This is a genomic window from Streptomyces sp. NBC_01267 (genome assembly GCF_036241575.1).
GTDB lineage: Bacteria > Actinomycetota > Actinomycetes > Streptomycetales > Streptomycetaceae > Streptomyces.
Window position 1 is genome coordinate 3,702,407 of sequence record NZ_CP108455.1, and the last position, 21,991, is coordinate 3,724,397.

At 70.1% G+C, this 21,991-nt stretch carries 17 protein-coding genes; 5 read left to right on the top strand and 12 right to left on the bottom strand.

The features are described from left to right. The first annotated feature begins 696 nt into the window (after positions 1 to 696). The 4 genes from OG709_RS17000 to OG709_RS17015 all read left to right on the top strand — a co-directional run bounded on the left by OG709_RS17000 (position 697) and on the right by OG709_RS17015 (position 6,465). Positions 697 to 1,905, top strand: coding sequence for a pyridoxal phosphate-dependent aminotransferase (locus tag OG709_RS17000; RefSeq protein WP_443068541.1), 1,209 nt, complete (start codon positions 697 to 699; stop codon positions 1,903 to 1,905). A gap of 264 nt (positions 1,906 to 2,169) precedes the next feature. Then, positions 2,170 to 3,651, top strand: a complete 1,482-nt coding sequence (locus OG709_RS17005; protein WP_329166793.1) for a hypothetical protein — start codon at positions 2,170 to 2,172, stop codon at positions 3,649 to 3,651. Positions 3,652 to 3,784: 133 nt separating this feature from the next. Continuing rightward, entirely contained in the window at positions 3,785 to 5,116 is a 1,332-nt protein-coding gene (locus OG709_RS17010; RefSeq protein WP_329166795.1) for an AAA family ATPase, read from the top strand. A gap of 143 nt (positions 5,117 to 5,259) precedes the next feature. Then, the gene (locus OG709_RS17015; RefSeq protein ID WP_329166797.1) at positions 5,260 to 6,465 is read left to right on the top strand and encodes a vWA domain-containing protein; all 1,206 of its coding nucleotides are present in this window, start codon (positions 5,260 to 5,262) and stop codon (positions 6,463 to 6,465) included. A gap of 182 nt (positions 6,466 to 6,647) precedes the next feature. Here the strand turns inward: OG709_RS17015 and OG709_RS17020 are convergent, their stop codons facing one another. The 8 genes from OG709_RS17020 to OG709_RS17055 all read right to left on the bottom strand — a co-directional run bounded on the left by OG709_RS17020 (position 6,648) and on the right by OG709_RS17055 (position 16,396). Next, the gene (locus OG709_RS17020; protein WP_329166799.1) at positions 6,648 to 7,655 is read right to left on the bottom strand and encodes a hypothetical protein; all 1,008 of its coding nucleotides are present in this window, start codon (positions 7,653 to 7,655) and stop codon (positions 6,648 to 6,650) included. A 262-nt stretch (positions 7,656 to 7,917) separates the two neighbouring features. Then, a complete protein-coding gene (locus tag OG709_RS17025) occupies positions 7,918 to 9,930 on the bottom strand; it encodes an ABC transporter ATP-binding protein (RefSeq protein WP_329166801.1) in 2,013 nt (670 codons plus the stop codon). A gap of 225 nt (positions 9,931 to 10,155) precedes the next feature. Next, the gene (locus OG709_RS17030; protein WP_250302569.1) at positions 10,156 to 10,692 is read right to left on the bottom strand and encodes a YbjN domain-containing protein; all 537 of its coding nucleotides are present in this window, start codon (positions 10,690 to 10,692) and stop codon (positions 10,156 to 10,158) included. A gap of 106 nt (positions 10,693 to 10,798) precedes the next feature. Then, positions 10,799 to 11,398: an RloB family protein gene (locus OG709_RS17035; RefSeq protein ID WP_266642097.1), complete on the bottom strand. Its 600-nt coding sequence runs from the start codon at positions 11,396 to 11,398 to the stop codon at positions 10,799 to 10,801. Continuing rightward, a complete protein-coding gene (locus OG709_RS17040; protein WP_329166803.1) occupies positions 11,376 to 12,671 on the bottom strand; it encodes an AAA family ATPase in 1,296 nt (431 codons plus the stop codon). Before OG709_RS17040 ends, OG709_RS17035 begins: the two co-directional genes overlap by 23 nt. Positions 12,672 to 12,816: 145 nt before the next feature. Continuing rightward, a complete protein-coding gene (clpB, locus tag OG709_RS17045; protein WP_326694487.1) occupies positions 12,817 to 15,402 on the bottom strand; it encodes an ATP-dependent chaperone ClpB in 2,586 nt (861 codons plus the stop codon). A gap of 461 nt (positions 15,403 to 15,863) precedes the next feature. After that, positions 15,864 to 16,184, bottom strand: coding sequence for a (2Fe-2S)-binding protein (locus OG709_RS17050; RefSeq protein ID WP_250302565.1), 321 nt, complete (start codon positions 16,182 to 16,184; stop codon positions 15,864 to 15,866). After that, positions 16,181 to 16,396 (bottom strand): hypothetical protein, encoded by a 216-nt coding sequence (locus OG709_RS17055; RefSeq protein ID WP_250302563.1) that lies wholly within the window; start codon positions 16,394 to 16,396, stop codon positions 16,181 to 16,183. Before OG709_RS17055 ends, OG709_RS17050 begins: the two co-directional genes overlap by 4 nt. 189 nt (positions 16,397 to 16,585) lie before the next feature. On the opposite strand from OG709_RS17055, the gene OG709_RS17060 reads away from it, so the two are divergent. Further along, complete coding sequence (locus tag OG709_RS17060) at positions 16,586 to 17,563, top strand: helix-turn-helix transcriptional regulator (RefSeq protein WP_250302561.1); 978 nt, start codon at positions 16,586 to 16,588, stop codon at positions 17,561 to 17,563. Positions 17,564 to 17,659: 96 nt separating this feature from the next. On the opposite strand, the gene OG709_RS17065 is transcribed toward OG709_RS17060, so the two are convergent. The 4 genes from OG709_RS17065 to dnaK form a co-directional block, all read right to left on the bottom strand. Then, positions 17,660 to 18,118, bottom strand: a complete 459-nt coding sequence (locus OG709_RS17065; protein ID WP_250302560.1) for a heat shock protein transcriptional repressor HspR — start codon at positions 18,116 to 18,118, stop codon at positions 17,660 to 17,662. Between the two features lies 1 nt (position 18,119). Beyond that, complete coding sequence (gene dnaJ / locus OG709_RS17070) at positions 18,120 to 19,313, bottom strand: molecular chaperone DnaJ (protein ID WP_250302559.1); 1,194 nt, start codon at positions 19,311 to 19,313, stop codon at positions 18,120 to 18,122. Between the two features lie 91 nt (positions 19,314 to 19,404). Next, positions 19,405 to 20,061, bottom strand: a complete 657-nt coding sequence (gene grpE, locus OG709_RS17075; RefSeq protein WP_250302558.1) for a nucleotide exchange factor GrpE — start codon at positions 20,059 to 20,061, stop codon at positions 19,405 to 19,407. Next, positions 20,058 to 21,923 (bottom strand): molecular chaperone DnaK, encoded by a 1,866-nt coding sequence (dnaK, locus tag OG709_RS17080; RefSeq protein WP_250302557.1) that lies wholly within the window; start codon positions 21,921 to 21,923, stop codon positions 20,058 to 20,060. Before dnaK ends, grpE begins: the two co-directional genes overlap by 4 nt. Positions 21,924 to 21,991: the final 68 nt, after the last annotated feature.

Consider the following 21,991-nt stretch of genomic DNA (forward strand, 5'->3'; position numbering starts at 1 on the left):
GCGTTTTTACCCAACTTGGAGTGGATACCGGGTTGTTTCCATCCCCTGGGGGGCTTGGCTGTTCATACGTTCAACAAGGGCGCCCTAAGCGGATCTTGGGACAGCCGGCACACCGGAATCACACCCTGCCGAACAGAAAGCGCCCGCCGGGTGGTCGACCCGACGAGCGCCTTCAGGAGGAGAGGGGGGAGCCCCTCCTCCGGTCCTTTCCGAGCGTCAGCTGGAACCTCCACAGCCTCCGCCGCCTCCGCACGACGAGCCCCCTCCGCAGGAGTGACCACCGCCACAGGAATGACCACCTCCGCAGGAATGGTGGCCTCCCGAATGACCCCCGCCGGAGGAGTGGTGGCCGCCCGAATGACCGCCGGAGTGGCCTCCCGGGTCACTGCTGGGCGCGCCTCCGCCGTCCCCGGCCCACCAGCTGTGGCCCGCGGCGCCTCCGGCCGCGCCGCCTCCCGCGTACGTACGCCGCTTGCCGTCCCGGCCGCGTATCCCTCGGGCGATCACCACCACGACCACGACGGTCGCCACCATCACCAGGATGAACAGACCCATGGCCCTCACCTCTCCTCCGTCCCCCGGGAACGAGATCCCCCGTCGGCCCCCGCCCCGGTCCCGGACTGTCGCGTGACAAGGGGATCCCCCGCCCGTCCCGGCCCAAGCAGAAGTTGAGGAAGTCCAGAGGTTCGGCGCAGGATGACCGCCATGACCTCTACGGGAAGCCCCACGGGACGCGTCGCAGGACGGCCGCTGCTCAACCGACGCCTCGACGGGCTCGGAACGACGATCTTCGCGGAGATGTCGGCCCTGGCCACCGCGACCGGAGCGATCAATCTGGGCCAGGGCTTCCCGGACACCGACGGCCCGGCCGCGATCTCGGAATCGGCGGTGCGCGCGATCCGCGACGGCCGCGGCAACCAGTACCCGCCGGGCCCCGGCGTCCCCGAGCTGCGAACGGCGATCGCCGAGCACCAACAGCGGTTCTACGGGCTCACGTACGACCCCGACACCGAGGTCCTGGTCACCGCGGGGGCGACGGAGGCCATCGCGGCGACGATGCTCGCCCTCCTGGAGCCGGGCGACGAGGTCATCGCGTTCGAGCCGTTCTACGACTCGTACGCCGCCTCCATCGCCATGGCCGGAGCGACCCGCGTCCCCCTGACCCTGCGCGCCCCCGACTTCCGCCCGGACCTGGACGCGCTGCGCGCCGCCGTCACCCCCCGGACCCGGCTGCTCCTGCTCAACTCCCCGCACAACCCCACCGGCATGGTCCTCACCCCGGACGAACTGACGGCCATCGCCGAACTGGCCTGCGAGCGCGACCTGTTGGTCGTCACCGACGAGGTCTACGAGCACCTGGTCTTCGAGGGCGGCCACCACCCCGTCGCGGCCCTTCCCGGCATGCGCGACCGCACCGTCTCGCTCTCCTCCGCCGGCAAGACCTTCTCCTTCACCGGCTGGAAGGTCGGCTGGGTGACGGCGGCCCCCGACCTGGTCGCCGCCGTACGCACCGCGAAGCAGTACCTGACCTACGTCAGCGCCGGGCCGTTCCAGTACGCGGTCGCCGACGCGCTCCGCCTGCCGGACAGCTACTTCACCGACCTGCGCGAGGGTCTGCGCACCAAGCGGGACATCCTGGCGGCCGGGCTGACGGACGCGGGCTTCGAGGTCTACCTCCCTCACGGCACCTACTTCATCACCACGGATATCGCCGAACTCGCTCCGCATTCCCATGCGTTGGACTTCTGCCGCACTCTCCCCGAACGCTGCGGAGTGGTCGCCGTCCCCAACTCAGTCTTCTACGACCACCCCACCGCCGGGCGCACCCAGGTCCGCTTCGCCTTCTGCAAGAAGACGGACGTCCTGCGTGAGGCAGCCGACCGGCTGGCGCACCTCGCCGACTGAGCCGTCGAGGGAGCGGCACGGGAAGGCAACGCGCCCTGACGGTCTCGTCTCCTCGGTCCCGACGGAAGCGGACAGCGGTGGATCGGATCAGCACGGGTGACAAGGGGAGGAGCGCACGGCCCCTCGGACAAGCGAGGAAGAGCGGCAGGTTCCAGCAGCGGTCGAAAGGGACTGACAGATCCTCATCGTGGTGCTTATGATCACGGCGATGAAAAACTACTCCTCGTACGGATCGGGGGAATCATTCGCGAACGGTGAGTGCTGATGGCACTTGACTTCGCGAACACGATTCCCGCCCACCTGTTGATGTGGCAGCGCGTGCGTGAGTACGCCGTGCCGCCGTCCATGATCGAGACTGCGACCGCACGGCGCGCGGTCGGCGATTGGGCGGGGGCCTGTGCCGCCGCCCGGGTCGACCTCGATCTCGATCTACGCGCCGTGCGCGACCGCCACGGAACTGATCTCGTCACCCGCCTTCGTGCGGATCTGCGTCGGCTGGCCCCGGATCTGCTCCGTTGGCACATGCCCCGGATCGCCCCAGACGGGCGGCTCCGGCCCGGCCTGACCATCTCCTTGGCCTGTTACCGGAGTTCCGGCGCAACGCCACTGCAGTTGGTGGTGCGGACACCGCCGGCCTGGGCGGACGCCGGACAGCGGATGTCCCTGTCCCTGTGGGAAGGGTCCGGGATCGGCGCCCCGAGGCACCATCCGCACCCACATCCCGACCGGCGTTTCCGGCTCGACCTGCACCGGCATCTCTGGGACTCCGGACGGTGCGGCGAACTGACGGTGCGCTGCGGTGCGGGCGGGGCGCCGTTCCTGGCGCCGCCCCATCGGCCCGGCACGCCGGCCCCGACGGACGTGCCAGACCTGCCCGCTGTCCACGACTGCTCGTGGGCGTCGGCACGGTGGGCCGCCGAGGCCGAGTTGCTGCTGGGGGCCGAGAGCCGCCCTCACGGGGCTTTCACCGTGCGGCTCGATGCGCGGAGCCGCACCGTGCTCGAACTCGTCGCCCCCGACGACAGCCACGCCCCGACAATGCGGCGGCTGCGGGAAGCCCTGCCGCCGCAGGAGGTCGCGGCGCTTCCGATGCTGCCGGAAGCGGCGGCCCGGGTCCTTCCCGATCTGGAGCTGCTACGGGCCGGGCTGGTCGTGTCCGACCGGCTGCATCCGCTTGTCGCCACAGCGCTGGCGGTGGCCGACCCGGGGCCGGCGGCCCGCTCCGCCCCCCGGCCCAGCGATCCGCACCGGGTGGAGTGCCGGGGCGAGGTCCACCGCATCGCTCTGCGGGACGGCGCACTGACGGCGGTCGATCACGATCCGGCACAACTGCGCCGTGAGGACCTGCTGGTGGCGCTCGGCGGGCCCGCGCTGCCCTGCCTGCGAGCGATCGACGCGGTTCACCGTGACCCGGAGGCACTGCCCGCGATCCGGGAGCGGCTCGGCCACGGTGACGTCGCTGGAGCACTGAACGTGGTCGAGGCATTGCTCGGTCCCGGTGCGGTCCTGCGCCAAGGCCAACTCCGCGAGGAACTGGAGTCGGCTGCAGCCGGCCGCATCGACCACGGGCTCTTCCGCTCGGGGCTGGTCGCCGTGCACCCCGCTGCCGGTGCGGTCGGGGGCGGGAACTCCTCCGGCCCGGAGCACGCGAAGCCGGGCCATCGTTCCCGGCTCGACCGCTGTACACCCGCCGTGCTGCGCCGGAAGCGGATCAGCCGGGCACGGCCCCGTACCGGCCTGATCTGACCCGACTGCCGGGCGCTCGCCCGGCCGACCGCGCTGCCTCACGTTCCGCGCGTGCGCGTTCCGTGCCGCACGACTTCACCACCCCCGGGACGGGCCGTCCCGTCCCGTTCCCCTACCCCACCAGGTGATGCCCATGACTTCCCGTACCCTTCTGCCCGCCTCGGTCCAGACCGTCGGTACGCCCGCCCCTGCCCCTGCTGCTGTACCCGCCCCTGTCTCCACCGGCGCATCCGGAACCGACACCCAACTCGTGGTCGCCGAGGACCTCTTGGCCCTGCTGCGGACCACCACCACCGAGCCGCGCCCCGACGAGCAGCTCGAAGCGCTCACCCTGGCTGTCGCGGCTGATCTGCCCGTGCTGCTGTGGGGCGAGCCCGGTATCGGCAAGACCGCCGCCCTGACGCAGCTCGCCGCCACGCTCGACCTGCCACTGACGACCGTGATCGCCAGCGTCCATGAGCCGACCGATTTCTCCGGACTGCCCATCGTCGGCGACGACCCGGCGGTGCAGGGGGTGCCGATGGCACCGCCGCAGTGGGCCGTGGAACTCGTGCGGGCCGGACGGGGGTTGCTCTTCCTGGACGAACTCTCCACCGCCACCCCGGCCGTTCAGGCCGCGCTACTCCGAGTCGTCCTGGAGCGGAGGGTCGGTGCGCTGCAACTGCCCCCGGGAGTACGGATCGTGGCCGCCGCCAATCCGCGCGCCTCGGCGGCGGACGGCTGGGAGCTGAGCCCTCCGCTGGCGAACCGGTTCGTGCACCTGTACTGGGTGCACGACCGGGACGTGGTGGTGCGCGGGCTGGGCGGGATCTGGCCCCGGGCGGAGCTGCCCCGGCTGGTGCCGGAGCGGCTGGCAGGGGCGGTGGCCTACGCCCGGCGCGCGGTCTGCGGTTTCCTGGAAGCCCGGCCGACGCTCATCCACCGGCTGCCGAGCACCGAGACGCGGCGCGGCGGTGCTTGGCCGTCGCCGCGGAGCTGGGAGGCCGCGTTGATCTTGCTGGCCTTCGGTACGGCGGCCTCCGCTTCCCGGGAGGTGCTGGCGCTGCTGGTGCGAGGCACGGTGGGGGACGGGCCAGGGCTCGAACTCCTTGCCCATCTGGACCGGATGGAACTGCCGGACCCGGAGTCGTTGCTGGCCGATCCGGCCTCGGCCGAGCTGCCGGAGCGGGGTGATCTGCGGCAGGCCGCGCTGGAGGCGGTGGTGGCCGCCGTAGGGGCACGGCCGCAGCGGGCACGGTGGGAGGCGGCTTGGGCGGTGCTGGTGAGGGCGCTGGAGACCGGCGTCCCGGACCTGCTGGTCGCACCGGCGACTGCGCTGGCCGCGCTGCGGCGCGACGACTGGGAGGTGCCGGAGGCGCTGGAGCGGCTGGCAGGGGTGATCGGTCTCGTCCGGCTGGCGGATGAGTCGGTGGGGCGGGTCGCGGCTGCGGCCGGCGCCGGACGTACGACGGGAGCACCGCGATGACGGAGACCGCGAAGCGCCCGGGTCCGCACCCGGTGCCGCACCCGATGCCCCGGCCCTCGCCGCCTCGTCCGGCGCGGACCGCAGCGCCGAGACCGCCGGCCGGCTCAGGCCGGCCGCACGGACGGCCCGGTCTCCCGCTGGACGTGGAGAAGCTGCTGGCCGCCCGGCTGCACGCGGTGAAGGTCCGTCCCTACCTGGCCGGTGCACTCTTCGCGCTGCACGTGGTGGAGGACCGGTCGGTGCCGACGATGGCGGTGGACGCACACTGGCGCTGCTACGTCTCCCCCGGTTTCGTGGCTCGCACTCCGGTGGAGGAACTGGCGGGCGTCTGGGTGCACGAGGTCTCCCACCTGCTCCGGGACCACCACGGGCGGGGCGAGCGGTATGCGCGGGAGCACGGGGAACATGGGCCGGGCGAGCGGCTGCGGCGGAACATCGCGGCCGACTTCGAGATCAACGACGACATCTACGGCGACGGTCTGCCCCTGCCCGCCGGGGCGGTACTGCCGTCGCTGCTGCGGCTGCCCGACGGGCTGCTGATGGAGGAATACCTTCGGCAGGCATCGATGTCCGGGCTCGCCTCGGACTTGGCCTGGCTGGACTGCGGCAGTGGGGCCGACGGACAGCACCGGTCGTGGGAACTCGGACCCGACGGGGCACACGGGCTGAGCAAGCAGCAGCGGGACGCGGTCCGCTTCCGGGTCGCCGAGGGGATCAAGGGCCGTCCGGGCGACGCTCCGGAGGGTTGGCGCCGGTGGGCGGACGAGGCATTCCATCAGCCCCAGCCGTGGCGGCAGTTGCTGGGGGCGGCAGTCCGCTCCGCGGTGAGCGCGTCGGGACCGGGTGAGGACCACAGTTACCGACGCCCGTCCCGCCGATCGGCCGCTGTTCCCGGGGTGTTGCTGCCGAGCCTGCGTCGCATGCCGCCCCGGGTCTGCGTCGTGATCGACACCTCGAGCTCGGTGAGCGACGCGGAGCTGGGAAGTGCGCTGCTGGAGGTGTCGGCGATCTCGCGGTCAGTGGGCGGGCGGCGTGATCTGGTGTCGGTGATCTCCTGCGACGCGGCGGCCGGGGTCGCCGTCCCGCTCTGCCGTGCCGAGAACATCGAACTGGTCGGCGGCGGGGGAACGGATCTACGCTCCGGTTTCGCCCGCGCGCTCCGCTCCCGGCCACGCCCGGACGCGATCGTAGCCTTGACCGACGGCCAGACACCTTGGCCCTCCGCGCAGCCGTCCTGCCGCACCGTCGTGGGTCTCTTCCCCCGTCCAGCAGGCGCAGTGGACGAGCAGAACCCCGAGTACGCCCCGGACGCCCCGCCGCCGTGGGCCCGAGTCGTCACCATCGGCTGAGCAGCACAACGGCGCGGAACCACCACCGGGATGCTTTGCGGGGCACCGACGGAGGCGTCGTGCACCGCGTGGTCGATGGCGAGGATCTCGCCAACACCATTGGCGGGATGCCGAGTTGAGTCTGCCCGCTCCTTGAGGCGGCCGGCAGTGCACTTCAGCTCGTACACCGACAGCAGGAAGATTCAGCAGGCCGCCCGCAAGGATGCCCTGCGAATCTCCCCGTCCTCATCGGGCGGGCAGTCCCGGCAGCGGCCGGGTTCAGCGGCGCGGAAGGCGCGTTCGCAGCCGCCGTCGCAGGTCTGCCAGGGCAGGACCGCCGGTGGGACGGTGTCAATGCCCGTGTCAGGTACGGCGAGCGGCAGGTCCCGGAGCCGGTAGGCCAGGAGGTGGGCCGGGCGGGCTCGGATGGGGTTCGGGAGTCCGGTGGTGAGCAGCGTGACGAGGTCGTCGTGACCGATCCCGTGCGCGAGCCACTGGGCGACGGCGGGCGCGAGCTGCGCGGCTTCCCGCCGGGACAGGATCAGTCGGGGGTCACGGAGGCGCAGCGAGGCGAGGACGAGGGCGGCCTGCGGGTCGGACTCGGCGAGAGGGGTGAGCGGGTGCGGCGGCCCGGACGTGGCGGGTGCCACCGCCTCGGTCCGCGTTTCGGGCGACGCGGCCTCGGTCACCGTGTCGGGCGACGCGGCCTCGGTCACCGTGTCGGCGGCGGGGTCGGGGTCGGTTCCGGCGATGGCATCCGGCCGGGACAGCGGCCCAAGTACCCGCTTGTGTAAGGGTGTTCGGGGACGCGGCGGCACAGGCGGCCGATGTGTGGGGGTGTGCCGGGCCGGGCCGTCGAGTCGAGCCGGTACATCGTGGAAGTACGTCCGCGTGCGGATCAGGCCGCCGGGCCCCCGCTCGCGCCGCCGTTCCAGGTACCCGATCTCCTCCAGCTCCCGAAGCGCCCGGGAGATGAGGATCTCGCCCTCGGTGAAGTGCGCGCACAGTGCGGTGATGCTCACGGGGGCGCCGTCCGGCAGCGACAGGATGTACGCGGCGACGCCGATCGTGACGGCACTTCCGGGGCGCTGTACAAGGGCGTTGGCCAGCACGGTGAAGTCGGCGGTGAGGCGGGTACGGATGTGGATCACGCCGGATGTCGATGCTCCGGTGTGGGCGCGCAGGCGCGCACTAGACTGCTGTTCAGCCATTGGGAAGGTCGGTCTTCCTGAGAGGTCAGGCCTCGTCCGGGATTCGCAGTCCCGGCCGAGGCCGTCTCATGTTTGTGGGGTTGTTTCGGTGAACGTAACCGCCAACCTCCCGCCCCTGCAAGCCAGTCACCCGTGAGGGTGACGCGGTGGAGGGCAGGGTGGGAGGGTAGTTCTTTCTCTTCAGTTCTTTGGGGAGGCCCGTGGCCGTCCGGGCTCCCGTCGACAAGGTCCCGGCGGGGCCGGACACCGGCTCGCCGCCCGCCTATCCGACCGCAGGCGCGACGTCTGCGGCGTCCCCCGCGCCTTCCCCTGCGGCGTCCCCCGCGCCGAGGTCCGCACGCGGCGGGAGGTCACGGGGCGAGTGGTCACGGGACGGGAGGTCACCGGCCGGAAGGTCAAGGGACTCCCGCTCTCCCCCGCCCTCGAACTGCGTCCGGTACAGCTCCGCGTACCGCCCCTCCACAGCGAGGAGTTCGTCGTGTGTGCCCCGTTCCACGATCCGGCCCTCCTCGACCACGAGGATCAGATCAGCGGCCCGCACGGTGGAGAGCCGGTGCGCGATCACGATGGCGGTACGGCCTTCCAGCGCTTCGGCGAGCGCCGCCTGGACCGCCGCCTCGGAGGTGTTGTCGAGATGGGCGGTCGCCTCGTCGAGGATCACCACACGCTGACCGGCGAGCAGCAGCCGCGCGATGGTCATGCGCTGGCGCTCGCCGCCCGAGAGCCGGTACCCGCGCTCGCCGACGACGGTGGCGAGCCCGTCGGGCAGTGACCGGACAAGACCGTCGAGGCGGGCCCGGCGCAGGACGTCCCACAGCTCCTCGTCGGTGGCTCCGGGCCGGGCGAGCAGCAGGTTCTCGCGGACGGACTCGTGGAAGAGGTGTCCGTCCTGGGTGACCATCCCGAGCGTGGCGCGGAGGGACTCGGCGGACAGGTCGCGTACGTCGACACCGCCGATACGGACGGCGCCCGCGTCGGTGTCGTAGAGGCGCGGGAGGAGGTGCGCGATGGTCGACTTGCCCGCGCCGGACGAGCCCACGAGGGCGACCGTCTGGCCGGGCTCCGCGCGGAACGTGATGCCGTGCAGTACTTCGTCGCCGCCCCGGGTGTCGAGGGAGGCGACCTCTTCCAGTGAGGCGAGGGAGACCTTGTCGGCGGAGGGGTAGCCGAAGCGTACGGAGTCGAACTCGACGGAGACCGGCCCGTCGGGCACCGGCCGCGCGTCGGGTCGCTCCGTGACGAGGGGCTGGAGGCCGAGGACCTCGAAGACCCGCTCGAAGCTGACGAGGGCACTCATCACCTCGACACGCGCACCGGCCAGCGCGGTCAGCGGTGCGTACAGGCGGACGAGGAGCAGGGAGAGCGCGACCACGGCGCCGGGGTCGAGGCTGCCGCGCAGGGCGTAGGTGCCGCCGAGCCCGTAGACGAGCGCCAGGGCGAGGGCGGACACGAGGGTCAGGGCGGTGACGAACGTGGACTGTGCCACGGCCGTACGTACCCCGATGTCCCGCACCCGGCCGGCCCGCGCCGCGAACTCGGCGGACTCGTCGTCCGGCCGCCCGAACAGCTTGATCAGGGTGGCGCCCGGCGCCGAGAACCGCTCGGTCATCCGGTTGCCCATCGCGGCGTTGAGGTCGGCCGCCTCCCGCTGGAGCCTCGCCATGCGGGTGCCCATCCGGCGCGCGGGCACCACGAACACCGGCAGCAGCACGAGCGCGAGGATCGTGATCCGCCAGGAGATCGTGAGCATCACGGCAAGGGTCAGCAGCAGCGTCACCACATTGCTGACGACACCGGAAAGTGTGTTGCTGAAGGCGCGCTGTGCACCGATCACGTCGTTGTTGAGCCGGCTGACCAGGGCGCCGGTACGGGTCCGGGTGAAGAAGGCGACAGGCATGCGCTGCACGTGGTCGAAGACCGCGATCCGCAGGTCCAGGATCAGCCCCTCGCCGAGGGTGGAGGAGAGCCGGCGCCCGAGGAGGCCCAGGCCGGCTTCCGCGAGGGCGATGAGCGCGATGAGCAACGAGAGCCGGACCACCAGCCGCTCGTCGCCGCCGGACACGATCGCGTTGACGACGCGGCCCGCGAGGACGGGTGTCGCCACCGCGATCAGCGCGGTGACGACCCCGAGCAGCACGAACTGGATGATGCGGCGGCGGTGCGGCCGGGCGAATCCGGCGATTCCTCGGAAGGTGGCACGGGCGAACGGCCGACGCTCGGGACGGGCGTCCATGACGTTCCGCAACTGCGTCCAGGCTGTGGATTCCATACTCATGGAAGGACCGTAGGACCTCAAGCAGCCTTGAGGTCAACTGCGTTACTTTCGTGCGCAGTTGCAGCCGCAGTGCGCGAAAACGGAAGCCCGGCCGGCACGGTGCCGAAGCACCTTCCGACCGGGCTTTCCGTCACGCCGTCACGACTGCGGGCTCCGTCACGACTGCGGGCTCCGTCACGGCTGCTCAGCGCGCCGTCACGACTACCCAGATGCCGTCACGACTGCTCAGGCGTCGTCGCCCGGCTTGTCGTCGTCGGAGCCCGACTCCAGGTCCTGCTCCAGGCCGAGCTGGTCGACGAGCCACTTGTCGAACTCGATCGAGGCACGGACCCAGCTGACCGTGGAGGACACGAAGTGCTCCAGTGCGACACCGGTGCCGATGAGCATCTGCGCCTCACCGATGAGCCGGACGCTGCCGTCGTCGTGGGTGTGGGTGTAGACCTTGGGCCACAGGGTGCGGCGGTTCCAGTCGTCGATCAGTTCGAGGAGCTGGAGCTTCTCCTCGATGTTGTGCGGGCGGTCGTAGAACGTCCGCACGGAGAAGACCTGCTGGTCGTCCTCGCCACGGAACATGAAGTACGTGCGGAATTCCTCCCACGGCGCGGCGAGGTCACCCTCGTCGTCCAGGACGTACTTCAGCTCCATCTGCTCAAGGAGCTGCTTGACCAGATCCTGGTCAGGGACGACGGGGCCCGCCGGTCCTGAACCCTGCGGATCGGGCTGGCCCCCGAAGTTCGGAATGGAGGACGGGTCGATGGTCATCTTTGAATTGCCCTTCGTACGAGTACCGCCATCCTCCCCCATGCCGGGCGGGGCATGGCAAGCCCCGCCGGGCCATATCCGCCACAGGCGGACAGGGTTTGCCCGATCATGGGTCGGCGGGCCTCGCCATGCGGTCGGTGAGCTGCCAGACACCGGTCGAGGGGTTACGGGTGTGGTCAGCCCCCGAGGGGTCCAGTTTCCGGGCCCGCTCCCCTGCGCTCGCGAGGCCGTCGCGGTACGCAAGGAAGTCCACCCGGGTCTTGTCGTACCCGGGTACGTGCCTCTGCAGCAGGGGCAGCAGCTTCTTGTACGTGTCGACATGCGCGCGGTGATCCGCGAAGTGGAGCAGCAGCCACACCTCGAAGCACGGGCGGGAAACGGCGGTCCGGATGCCGTGCCGACGGCCGAGTGCGACCGCATCGGCCACATCCGGGAACTCGTCGACGTCGAAGACGCACCACACCTCGTCGTAGCCGTCCCGGTTGAGGTCCCGCTGCCCCCGGGCGTACGTGACGAGCTGGGTCGGGGAACACGCCTTGCCGCGCACCACCACGGACACGGCCGGGTTCCGCAGGTGGTCACGGAGCCCCTGGAGGTACTGGCGCTCGGTCTCCTTGCTGCCGCAGACGATCAGAAGCGTGCGCGACGACCTGCGGACCGGCCCCCGGCGGCGGCCCGACCCCTCACGCGGAAACGCCCTTGCCATGTGCCCCCCAGTACTTCCTGACCATGTCCTCGAAGGCCGTCTCCGGCAGGAGCGGCACCGCGCCATAGCTGCCCGCGAGGTAGCGCCGCTCGAAGTTCTCGCCCTTGCGCGGCTTGAAGTCGCTGAGCGGATAGAGCTCGGACGCACCGCTCGCGGCGTCCTTCTCGACGAACCACACCTGGTCGCGGCGGAGCACCTGCTCGCCGAGCATCGTGCCGAGGAGGGAGGCGTCGTGGGTGGTGAAGATCAGCTGGGCGCCGAGCGGATTCAGCTCCGGGTCCTGGAACATGGCGACCAGCTTGGCGGTGAGCAGGGGGTGCAGGCTGACGTCGATCTCGTCGACCCACAAGGGCGTTCCGTCCACGATGGCGGGGAGAGCCGAGGTCACCATGTTCAGCCAGGTCTTCGTACCCGCCGATTCCGCGTCCACCGGCAGCACGAACTCCTCGTCCCCGACCCGGTGGACGAATTCGAGTGATGCCGATGCGGCTGCTTTGACGGCGTCCGGGAGGGCACGCCCCGCAGGGTCGGCTGCGTTCCGGGCCAAGACTTCCCGCACCAGCTCGTCCGCCGCCGCCGGACCACGGCGGATGCCATGGACTCCCAGGTCGGCCACGGCCAGCAGATCCGCCCCGAGCGACAGCCCCATCTCCTCGAACGACTCGAACATCCAGGCCGCGAGGGCCCCGGCCCGGGTGATCGACTGCCGGGTCGAATCCTCGATCACGCAGGGGGACACCAGCGCCGCCCACACCGGCCCCAACCGCTTGTGCGAGGCCTGCGCTGCGGCAGAGAGGTAGAGGCTGTTCGGCCGCACCGTCCGCTCGACGGCCACCCGCTCGCCGGTCAGCGTCGCACCGTAGGTCATCGTCATGTGCTCGCGCTCGAAGAGCACCCGCCTGCGACCCCGGGGGTAGGCGTACAGCCACTCCTCGGTGACCTCGGCGTCGGTGATACCGAACCCGTACACGTACCGCACCCCGTCCACCAGGACGTCGACGGCGTACGACGAGGGCTCGTCCCGGCTGCCGTGGTCGAGCAGGAAGGGACGCCGGGGCACCTGGGCACCGGGCAGCCATCGCGCTTGTGAGTCACGCACCGCCTCGGTGAAGAACCGGTACGCGTCCACCACTGTCGACTTCCCGGACGCGTTCGCACCGTAGATCGCCGCGACCGTCACCGCAGCATGGTCGCCCTCGTACGCCGGGACGAGATTCAGTTCCTGCGGCTCGCGCAGCGACCGGTGGTTGGCAACACGAAAGCTGAGCAACATGACCTGCCACACCCCCGTTACATGCCCTTGTGAACAAGTGATTCGCGATTTTCGCGCCTCAGCGAATTCTAGTTCCCCTTTTGGCACACCAACAGGCCCGCCACCCACAGGAGTGACGGGCCTGTCGTACAGCCGTTCCGCGCGCCTACTCCCCCCGCCCCACGATCAGCTCGTCCCCCACCCGGTCCACCCGCACCGTGTCGCCGTCCGTGACCTCGCCCGCGAGGATCTCCTTGGCGAGCTGGTCGCCGATCGCGGTCTGGATCAGGCGGCGCAGCGGCCGGGCGCCGTAGGCCGGGTCGTTGCCCTCCTGGGCCAGCCAGGCCAGGGCGTCCGGGGTGACGTCCAGGGTCAGCCTGCGGTCGGCGAGGCGCTGGGCGAGGCGGTCGATCTGGAGGCCCGCGATGTGGGCCAGCTCGTCCTGCGACAGGGCCGAGAAGACCACCAGGTCGTCCAGCCGGTTCAGGAACTCCGGCTTGAAGGAGGCCCGTACGACGTCCAGGACCTGCTTCTTCTTCTCCTCCGGCTTGGTCAGGGGGTCGACCAGGTACTGACTGCCGAGGTTCGACGTGAGGATCAGGATGGTGTTGCGGAAGTCCACCGTCCGCCCCTGGCCGTCGGTGAGCCGTCCGTCGTCGAGGACCTGGAGCAGCACGTCGAAGACCTCGGGGTGGGCCTTCTCGACCTCGTCGAGGAGCACCACGCTGTACGGGCGCCTGCGGACCGCCTCGGTGAGCTGGCCGCCCTCCTCGTAGCCGACGTATCCGGGCGGCGCGCCGACCAGCCGGGCCACCGAGTGCTTCTCGCCGTACTCACTCATGTCGATGCGGACCATGGCCCGCTCGTCGTCGAAGAGGAAGTCGGCCAGCGCCTTCGCCAGCTCGGTCTTGCCGACACCGGTCGGGCCGAGGAAGAGGAACGAGCCGGTGGGCCGGTCCGGGTCGGCGATCCCGGCGCGGGTGCGGCGTACGGCGTCGGAGACGGCCCGTACGGCCTCGCCCTGGCCGATGAGGCGCCTGCCCAGCTCCTCCTCCATGCGCAGCAGCTTCTGCGTCTCACCCTCCAGGAGACGGCCCGCGGGGATGCCGGTCCAGGCGCCGACCACGTCGGCGATGTCGTCGGAGCCGACCTCCTCCTTGACCATCGTGTCCTTGGCGGCCTCCTGTTCGGCCTCGGCGGCTGCCTCCAGCTCCTGCTCCAGGCCGGGGATCTCCCCGTACAGCAGCTTGGAAGCGGTGTCGAAGTCACCGTCGCGCTGGGCACGCTCGGCCTGGCCGCGGAGTCCGTCCAGGCGTTCCTTCAGCTCGCCGACGCGGTTCAGGCCCTGCTTCTCCTTCTCCCAGCGGGCGGTGAGACCGCGCAGCTCCTCCTCGCGGTCCGCGAGGTCGCGGCGCAGCTTCTCCAGGCGCTGCTTGGACGCGGCGTCGGACTCGTTCTTGAGCGCCAGTTCCTCCATGCGCAGCCGGTCGACGGAGCGCTGGAGCTCGTCGATCTCGACGGGGGAGGAGTCGATCTCCATCCGGAGCCGGGAGGCCGCCTCGTCCACCAGGTCGATGGCCTTGTCGGGCAGGAAGCGGGAGGTGATGTACCGGTCGGAGAGGGTTGCGGCGGCGACCAGGGCCGCATCCGCGATCTGCACCTTGTGGTGCGCCTCGTACCGCCCCTTGAGACCGCGCAGGATCGCGATGGTGTCCTCGACCGTCGGCTCGGCGACCAGCACCTGCTGGAAACGCCGCTCCAGGGCGGGGTCCTTCTCGATACGCTCGCGGTACTCGTCGAGGGTCGTCGCACCGACCATGCGCAGCTCACCGCGGGCCAGCATGGGCTTGAGCATGTTGCCCGCGTCCATCGCCGAGTCCCCGCCGGCGCCCGCGCCGACGACGGTGTGCAGCTCGTCGATGAACGTGATGACCCGGCCGTCGCTCTCCTTGATCTCGGCCAGGACGGTCTTCAGCCGCTCCTCGAACTCGCCGCGGTACTTCGCACCGGCGACCATCGCGCTGAGGTCCAGCGAGACCAGCTGCTTGTTCTTCAGCGACTCGGGCACGTCACCCTTGACGATGCGCTGGGCCAGCCCTTCGACCACGGCGGTCTTGCCGACGCCGGGCTCACCGATGAGCACCGGGTTGTTCTTGGTGCGCCGGGACAGCACCTGCACCACCCGGCGGATCTCCTGGTCCCGGCCGATGACCGGGTCGAGCTTGCCCTCGCGGGCGGCGGCCGTGAAGTCCGTACCGAACTTCTCCAGCGCCTTGTACTGACCTTCGGGGTCGGGGGTGGTCACCCGGCGCCCTCCCCTGCTCGTCTCGAACGCTTCCAGCAACTTCTCGGCACTCGCGCCCTGCCCCGTCAGCAGTTCACCGGCCTGGCCGCCCTTCGCGGCGATCCCGATGAGCAGATGCTCCGTCGAGATGTACTCGTCGCCCAGTTCCTTCGCCCGCTGCGCGGCGTCGGCGATGACGGCGAGCACCTCACGGTTGGGCTGCGGGGGCGCGACGGTGGACCCGGTCACGCTGGGCAGCCCGGCGAGCAGCCGCTCGGCCCCCGCCCGTACGGCCGCCTGATCGGCCTCGACGGCCGCCAGCAGGTCCACCACGTTCTCGTTGTCCTGACCCTCCAGGAGAGCGAGCAGCAGATGGGCGGGGGTCAGATCGGGGTGCCCGTCGGACACGGCCCGGCTGCTCGCCGCGTTGATCGCGTCCCGGCTCTTGTTCGTCAGCTCGGCATCCACGTGTGCGCTCTCCTCCTGGCGGGGCAGGTCCATCCGTACCTGCGGCAGCAATCGGCACCTGTAGCAGCAATGACTCCATCAGCATGCGCAAAGTTGAGTCTATTCCACTCAACCAGTGATCGGCGAAGTCCCGCCGGACAGGTCCTGGCTTCACAGCTATGGCCATTGACCCACGCAATCCCCGTACGACCTATCCCCAGCTTCTGGCGCGGGTACCGCCTCTGCACCTCGACGGCGTCGCGTGGGGGCGGTTCACCGCACGCGGACCCGGAACGGACACGGGTCGCGGCCTGCCGGGTGACGGGTGGGCGCCGGGCGGCGCCGGAGGGGCGTGCGGGTCTTCCACCCGGACCACGCCCGGCCTCCGCACGCAGCACAGCGGCGCCACCGTGTTCAGGTCACGGTGGCGCCGCTGTGTGGGGGAAGTACCTGAGCGATCTGGTTACGACGGGGGAATCGCTTCAGGCACTGCGGGGGATGGCTGCATTGGGCTCGACACCGAACAACTGGTGGTCGCGCCGGTCGAGATTGACGAAAACCATGCCGTAACGAATGACACAGCGGACAGGCTGTGGTGCACCCCGGGGCTTGCGCAGGCACCGGTATGCGCGAACGTCTTCGTCTTCCTCGCGTACGACCACGATCGGCTCGCCGAACAGGGTGACCATCAACGAATCACCACGGTGCGGAATGGCCGTGACGAGGTCGATGAAATGCCACCCGGAGCGGTAGGCCACAGCCATCTCGCGCTGGAAGACTCTGTCGTCCGGTGGGACTGTCATGCGCCTGCGGATCCGACGTGGGCCGGAGCGATCTCCCAGGTGACCTCGCCGGGCTGCGAAAGCTTGGCGTTCGCGGGGATGCTCTCCCAGGTGACCTCACCGGGGGGCGCGGCCACGACATCGGCCGGCGTGCTCTCCCACGTCACCTCACCGGGGTTCGCCACCGTGCTGTGAGCCGGGGATCCCTCCCACGTGACCTCGTAGCTGGCCACGAAACCAAAAGCCGCCGCTGCTACGGCAAGTGCACAAACCGAACGAACCATCCTGGACATGGACGATCTCCACCTCATGTGATCCCTACCTCCCTCCCCCGTACTGAAGACGATGGCTCACTCCGCACGCTTCCACCAGCAAGTGCGGGCATCATGTTCCTGTAATACAGGAACATGAGGGGGGTGTATATGCAGTCAAATTCGGGCGATACGGAACACCGTCACCCTCAAGGGGGGTTGTGCGAAGAGGGGAAACGCCTTTATGCCAACGCCCTGCGCACCGGCCGCATAGCCCGTTCCGAGACGGAGGGCACCGCCTGCCTCTTCGAGCTGGCACTTCTGCATCCAGACCCTGAGGACGCAGAGTGGTACCGGCCGGTTGCCCCGTCCGCAGCGCTGACTCAGCTAATACACCCCATCGAGCGGGAGATCCAAGAGCGCAGACGGCTCACCATCTCGCTGGCCGACACCTTTGAGCCATTCATGTCCATCACCCCGCAGGATCCGCCGACCACGCACGCCATCACGGTGCTCAACGGTCTCAACAACATCAACGCCACGCTGGACCGGGTGACCGCCGAGGCCCGCGAGGAGATCCTCACCATCCAGCCCGGCAGCGGCCGTAAGCCGCAGACCCTCCAGGAAGGGCTCCAGCGGGTCGCCCCCCTGCTCGACCTGGGCGTCAGGATGCGCACGCTGTACCAGCACACCGCGCGCCACCACCCGGCCACACTCGCCTACATGGAGCGGGTCGAGCCGTACGCCGTGGAGGTGCGGACGCTTGAGGAGATCATCGACCGGCTGATCATCGTGGACCGCCGGGTCGCCTTCATACCCGCCCGCAGCGACCGCCAGGTCGCCCTGGAGCTGCGCCACGAAGGTCTGGTCCAGTATCTGGTGGGCGTCTTCGAGCAGTTCTGGCTGCACGCCGTCCCCTGGGCCGAGCCCGTCGCGTACGCCCCCCAGCTCGACGGTGTCTCCGGCGCGCAGCGGGCCATCGCGAAACTGCTGGTCGAGGGCCATGTCGACGAGGCGATCGCGCGCCGGCTCGGAATGAACGTACGGACCTGCCGGGCCCATGTCGCCAAACTCTCCGCGTCCCTGGGCAGCAACAGCCGTGCCCAGCTGGGCTATCTCATCGCGCAGTCCGGAATCCTGGACCACTGACCACTGACCACTGACCGCTGCGGCCGGACAGCGGGAAGGGGTGGCGGGCCATCACGGCCCACCACCCCTTCCTTCCGGAAATCCGGACCAACGCCCTCAGTCCGACGGCCTCTTGGGCCGCCACACCACCAGCGCGCTGGTCTGCTGCACGTCCTGGTACGGGACCAGGTCACGCCGGTACGAGGCGTGGACCTGGGCCTCGCGCTGCTGCATCGCCGTCGCCGCACCGTCCACCGCGGCGGACAGTTCGGCGACCCGGGCCTGCAACGCGGCGACCTGGTGTTCCAGTTCGATGATGCGCTTGATGCCCGCCAGGTTGATGCCCTCGTCCTGGGACAACTGCTGCACCGTACGGAGCAGTTCGATGTCCTGGGCCGAGTAGCGCCGGCCCCGCCCGGCCGTCCGGTCCGGGGAGACCAGGCCGAGACGGTCGTACTGACGCAGGGTCTGCGGGTGCAGGCCCGAGAGCTGAGCGGCGACCGAGATGACGTACACGGGTGACTCGTCGGTCAGTTCGTACCCCATTGAATTGTCACGACGCCGTCGGCCGTTCATCTCAAGCTCCCTTCGCAGCCTGGAACAGCTCCGCCCGCGGATCCTCTCCCGCAGTCGCCTCACGGTAGGTCTCCAGCGACTCGCGTGCCTTGTCGCTGAGGTCTTGCGGCACGGCCACCTCGACGGTGACCAGCAGGTCACCGCGGGTGCCGTCCTTGCGCAGCGCACCCTTGCCACGGGCGCGCATCGTACGGCCGTTGGGCGTGCCCGCGGGCAGTTTCAGCGTGACCGGGGGCCCGCTGAGCGTCGGGACCCTGACCTCGCCGCCGAGCGCCGCCTCCGCGAAGGTGACGGGCACGGTGACCGTGAGGTTGTCGCCCTTGCGGCCGAAGACCGGGTGGGCGTCGACATGGACGATCACGTAGAGGTCGCCGGCCGGACCGCCCCGCTCGCCCGGGGTGCCCTTGCCGCGCAGCCGGATCCGCTGGTTGTCGGAGACGCCCGCCGGGATCCGGACCTGCATGGTCCGGGACGACTTGGCGCGGCCGGAGCCCTTGCAGACGTCGCAGGGGTTCTCGGCGATGAGCCCGCGGCCCTTGCAGTCCACGCACGGATCGGTCAGCGAGAAACCGCCGCCGCTGCCGCGCGACACCTGGCCGGTGCCGACACAGGTCGGGCAGACCCGCGGTGTGCCGTTCTTGTCGCCGGTGCCCGAACAGGCCTTGCAGGGGGCCTGGCTGGACATCCGCAACGGGACCGTGGCCCCGTCGACCGCCTCGGTGAAGCTGAGCGTCACCTCGGTCTCGATGTCCTGACCGCGGCGGGGCTGGGTACGGGTGGTACCGGGACCGCCGCCCCGGTTGAACAGCCCGCCGAACACGTCCCCGAGCCCGCCGCCGAAGCCACCGGCTCCGGCGCCGCCCGGCTGTCCGCCGCCCGGGGTGCCCCCGAAGAGGTCCCCCAGGTCGAAGTTGAACGAGCCGCCGCCGGCCCCGGGTCCCGGCCGGTAGCCGCCGTTACCGAAGAGAGCACGCGCTTCGTCGTACTCCTTGCGCTTCTTCTGGTCACCGAGGACGTCGTTCGCCTCGGAGACCTCCTTGAAGCGCTCCTCGGCCTTGGCGTCGCTCTTGTTGGCGTCCGGGTGCAGCTCGCGGGCGAGCTTCCGGTACGCCTTCTTGATCTCGGCCTCGGTGGCGTCCTTCGGGACGCCGAGAACCTTGTAGTAGTCCTTCTCGACGAAGTCCTTGGTACTCATCCCCGACGTCCCTCCTTCCGGTTACTGCCTTCCTCGGCCCGCAGGGTGCGGGGTCCGGTTCCGCGCGGGCTCTGATCCACGCGGAACCGGGTCACGCGCTCTCCTCCGGGCCACCGCTGTCCTCGTCCGACGCATCGTCCTTGGCCTGGGCACCCGGCTGGGGCTCGGCCACCGCGACGCGCGCGGGACGGATGGTGCGCTCGCCGAACCGATACCCGGGCTGCAGGATCGCCACGCACGTGTCCTCGGTGATGTCCGGGGCGTACGAGTGCATCAGCGCTTCGTGGATCGTCGGGTCGAAGGGCTCGCCCTCCTTGCCGAACTGCTGGAGGCCCATCTTGGCGACGACGGTCTCCAGCGAGTCGGCCACCGACTTGAAGCCGCCGACCAGCTCGCCGTGCTCCCGGGCGCGGCCGATGTCGTCGAGCGTCGGGAGGAGCTCGGACAGCAGGTTCGCGATCGCGACCTCCTTGACCTGGACCCTGTCCCGTTCCACCCGGCGGCGGTAGTTCTGGTACTCGGCCTGCAGCCGCTGGAGGTCCGCGGTGCGCTCGGTGAGCGCCGTACGGGCCTGGTCCAGCTGGGCGACAAGCGCGGTTTCCTGGTTCTGCTGTGCGTCCCCGGCCGGGGCCGCCGGGCCCGACTCCTTCTCGGAGTCGGACCCGGCGGCCTTCGGCGCGGCGTCTTCGGAGGTCGCGCCGGAGGGGACGTCGGGCTTCTCCTCGAAGCCCGGAGTCTCCTCCGTCATGCGGCGCCTCCCTGACGGCCGTCCTTCTCGTCGTCCACGATCTCGGCGTCGACGACGTCGTCAGGAGCGTCGGTGGCCTGCTCCTGCGCGCCCTCGGCACCGGGGGCACCGCCCGCGGCGGCCGCACCCTCGGCGTTCGCGTACATCGCCTGGCCGAGCTTCTGCGAGACGGCGGCGACCTTCTCGGTGGCCGTACGGATCTCGGCGGTGTCCTCGCCCTTGAGCTTCTCCTTCAGCTCGGTGAGGGACTCCTCGACCTCCGTCTTGACGTCGCCCGGGACCTTGTCCTCGTTGTCCTTGAGGAACTTCTCGGTCTGGTAGACGAGCTGCTCGCCCTGGTTGCGCGACTCGGCGGCCTCGCGGCGCTTGTGGTCCTCGTCCGCGTACTGCTCGGCCTCTTCGCGCATCCGGTTGACCTCGTCCTTCGGCAGCGAGGAGCCACCGGTGACGGTCATCTTCTGCTCCTTGCCGGTGCCGAGGTCCTTGGCAGCGACGTGCATGATGCCGTTGGCGTCGATGTCGAAGGCGACCTCGATCTGCGGCACGCCACGCGGGGCCGGCGGCAGACCGGTGAGCTCGAACATCCCGAGCTTCTTGTTGTACGCCGCGATCTCGCGCTCGCCCTGGTACACCTGGATCTGCACGGACGGCTGGTTGTCCTCGGCCGTCGTGAAGATCTCGGAACGCTTGGTCGGGATCGTGGTGTTGCGCTCGATGAGCTTGGTCATGATCCCTCCCTTGGTCTCGATGCCGAGGGACAGCGGCGTCACGTCGAGGAGCAGGACGTCCTTGACCTCGCCCTTGAGGACACCGGCCTGGAGCGAGGCGCCGATCGCGACGACCTCGTCCGGGTTCACACCCTTGTTGGCGTCCTGGCCACCGGTGAGCTCCTTGACGAGCTCGGCGACGGCCGGCATACGGGTCGAGCCACCGACGAGAACGACGTGGTCGATCTCGGAGAGCTGGATGCCCGCGTCCTTGATGACGTTGTGGAACGGGCTCTTGCACCGGTCCAGCAGGTCGGCGGTGAGCTGCTGGAACTGGGCGCGGGTGAGCTTCTCGTCCAGGTGCAGCGGGCCCTCGGCCGACGCCGTGATGTACGGCAGGTTGATCGTGGTCTCGGTGGAGGACGACAGCTCGATCTTCGCCTTCTCCGCGGCCTCGCGGAGACGCTGGAGAGCCATCTTGTCCTTGGCCAGGTCCACGCCGTGACCGTTGGCGAACTGCTTCACCAGGTAGTCGACGACGCGCTGGTCCCAGTCGTCACCACCGAGGTGGTTGTCACCGTTGGTGGCCTTGACCTCGACGACGCCGTCACCGATCTCCAGGAGCGACACGTCGAAGGTGCCGCCACCGAGGTCGAAGACGAGGATCGTCTGGTCGTCCTTGTCGAGCCCGTACGCCAGGGCGGCGGCGGTCGGCTCGTTGACGATACGCAGGACGTTCAGGCCCGCGATCTCGCCGGCCTCCTTCGTCGCCTGGCGCTCGGAGTCGTTGAAGTACGCCGGGACGGTGATCACCGCATCGGTGACCTTCTCTCCCAGGTACGACTCGGCGTCACGCTTCAGCTTCTGCAGGATGAAGGCGCTCATCTGCTGCGGGTTGAAGCTCTTGCCGTCCAGGTCGATCTTCCAGTCGGTGCCCATGTGGCGCTTGACCGACCGGATGGTCCTGTCGACGTTCGTGACTGCCTGGCGCTTGGCGACCTCGCCGACGAGCACCTCGCCGTTCTTGGCGAAGGCGACGACGGACGGCGTGGTCCTGGCGCCTTCGGCGTTGGTGATGACGGTGGGCTCGCCGCCTTCGAGAACGCTGACGACGGAATTAGTCGTGCCCAGGTCGATGCCGACCGCACGTGCCATGGTGAATCCTCCAGCTGACTTGAGTGGAACTGGCTCAAGAGTGCACGACAGATCCGGAGCAGTCAACT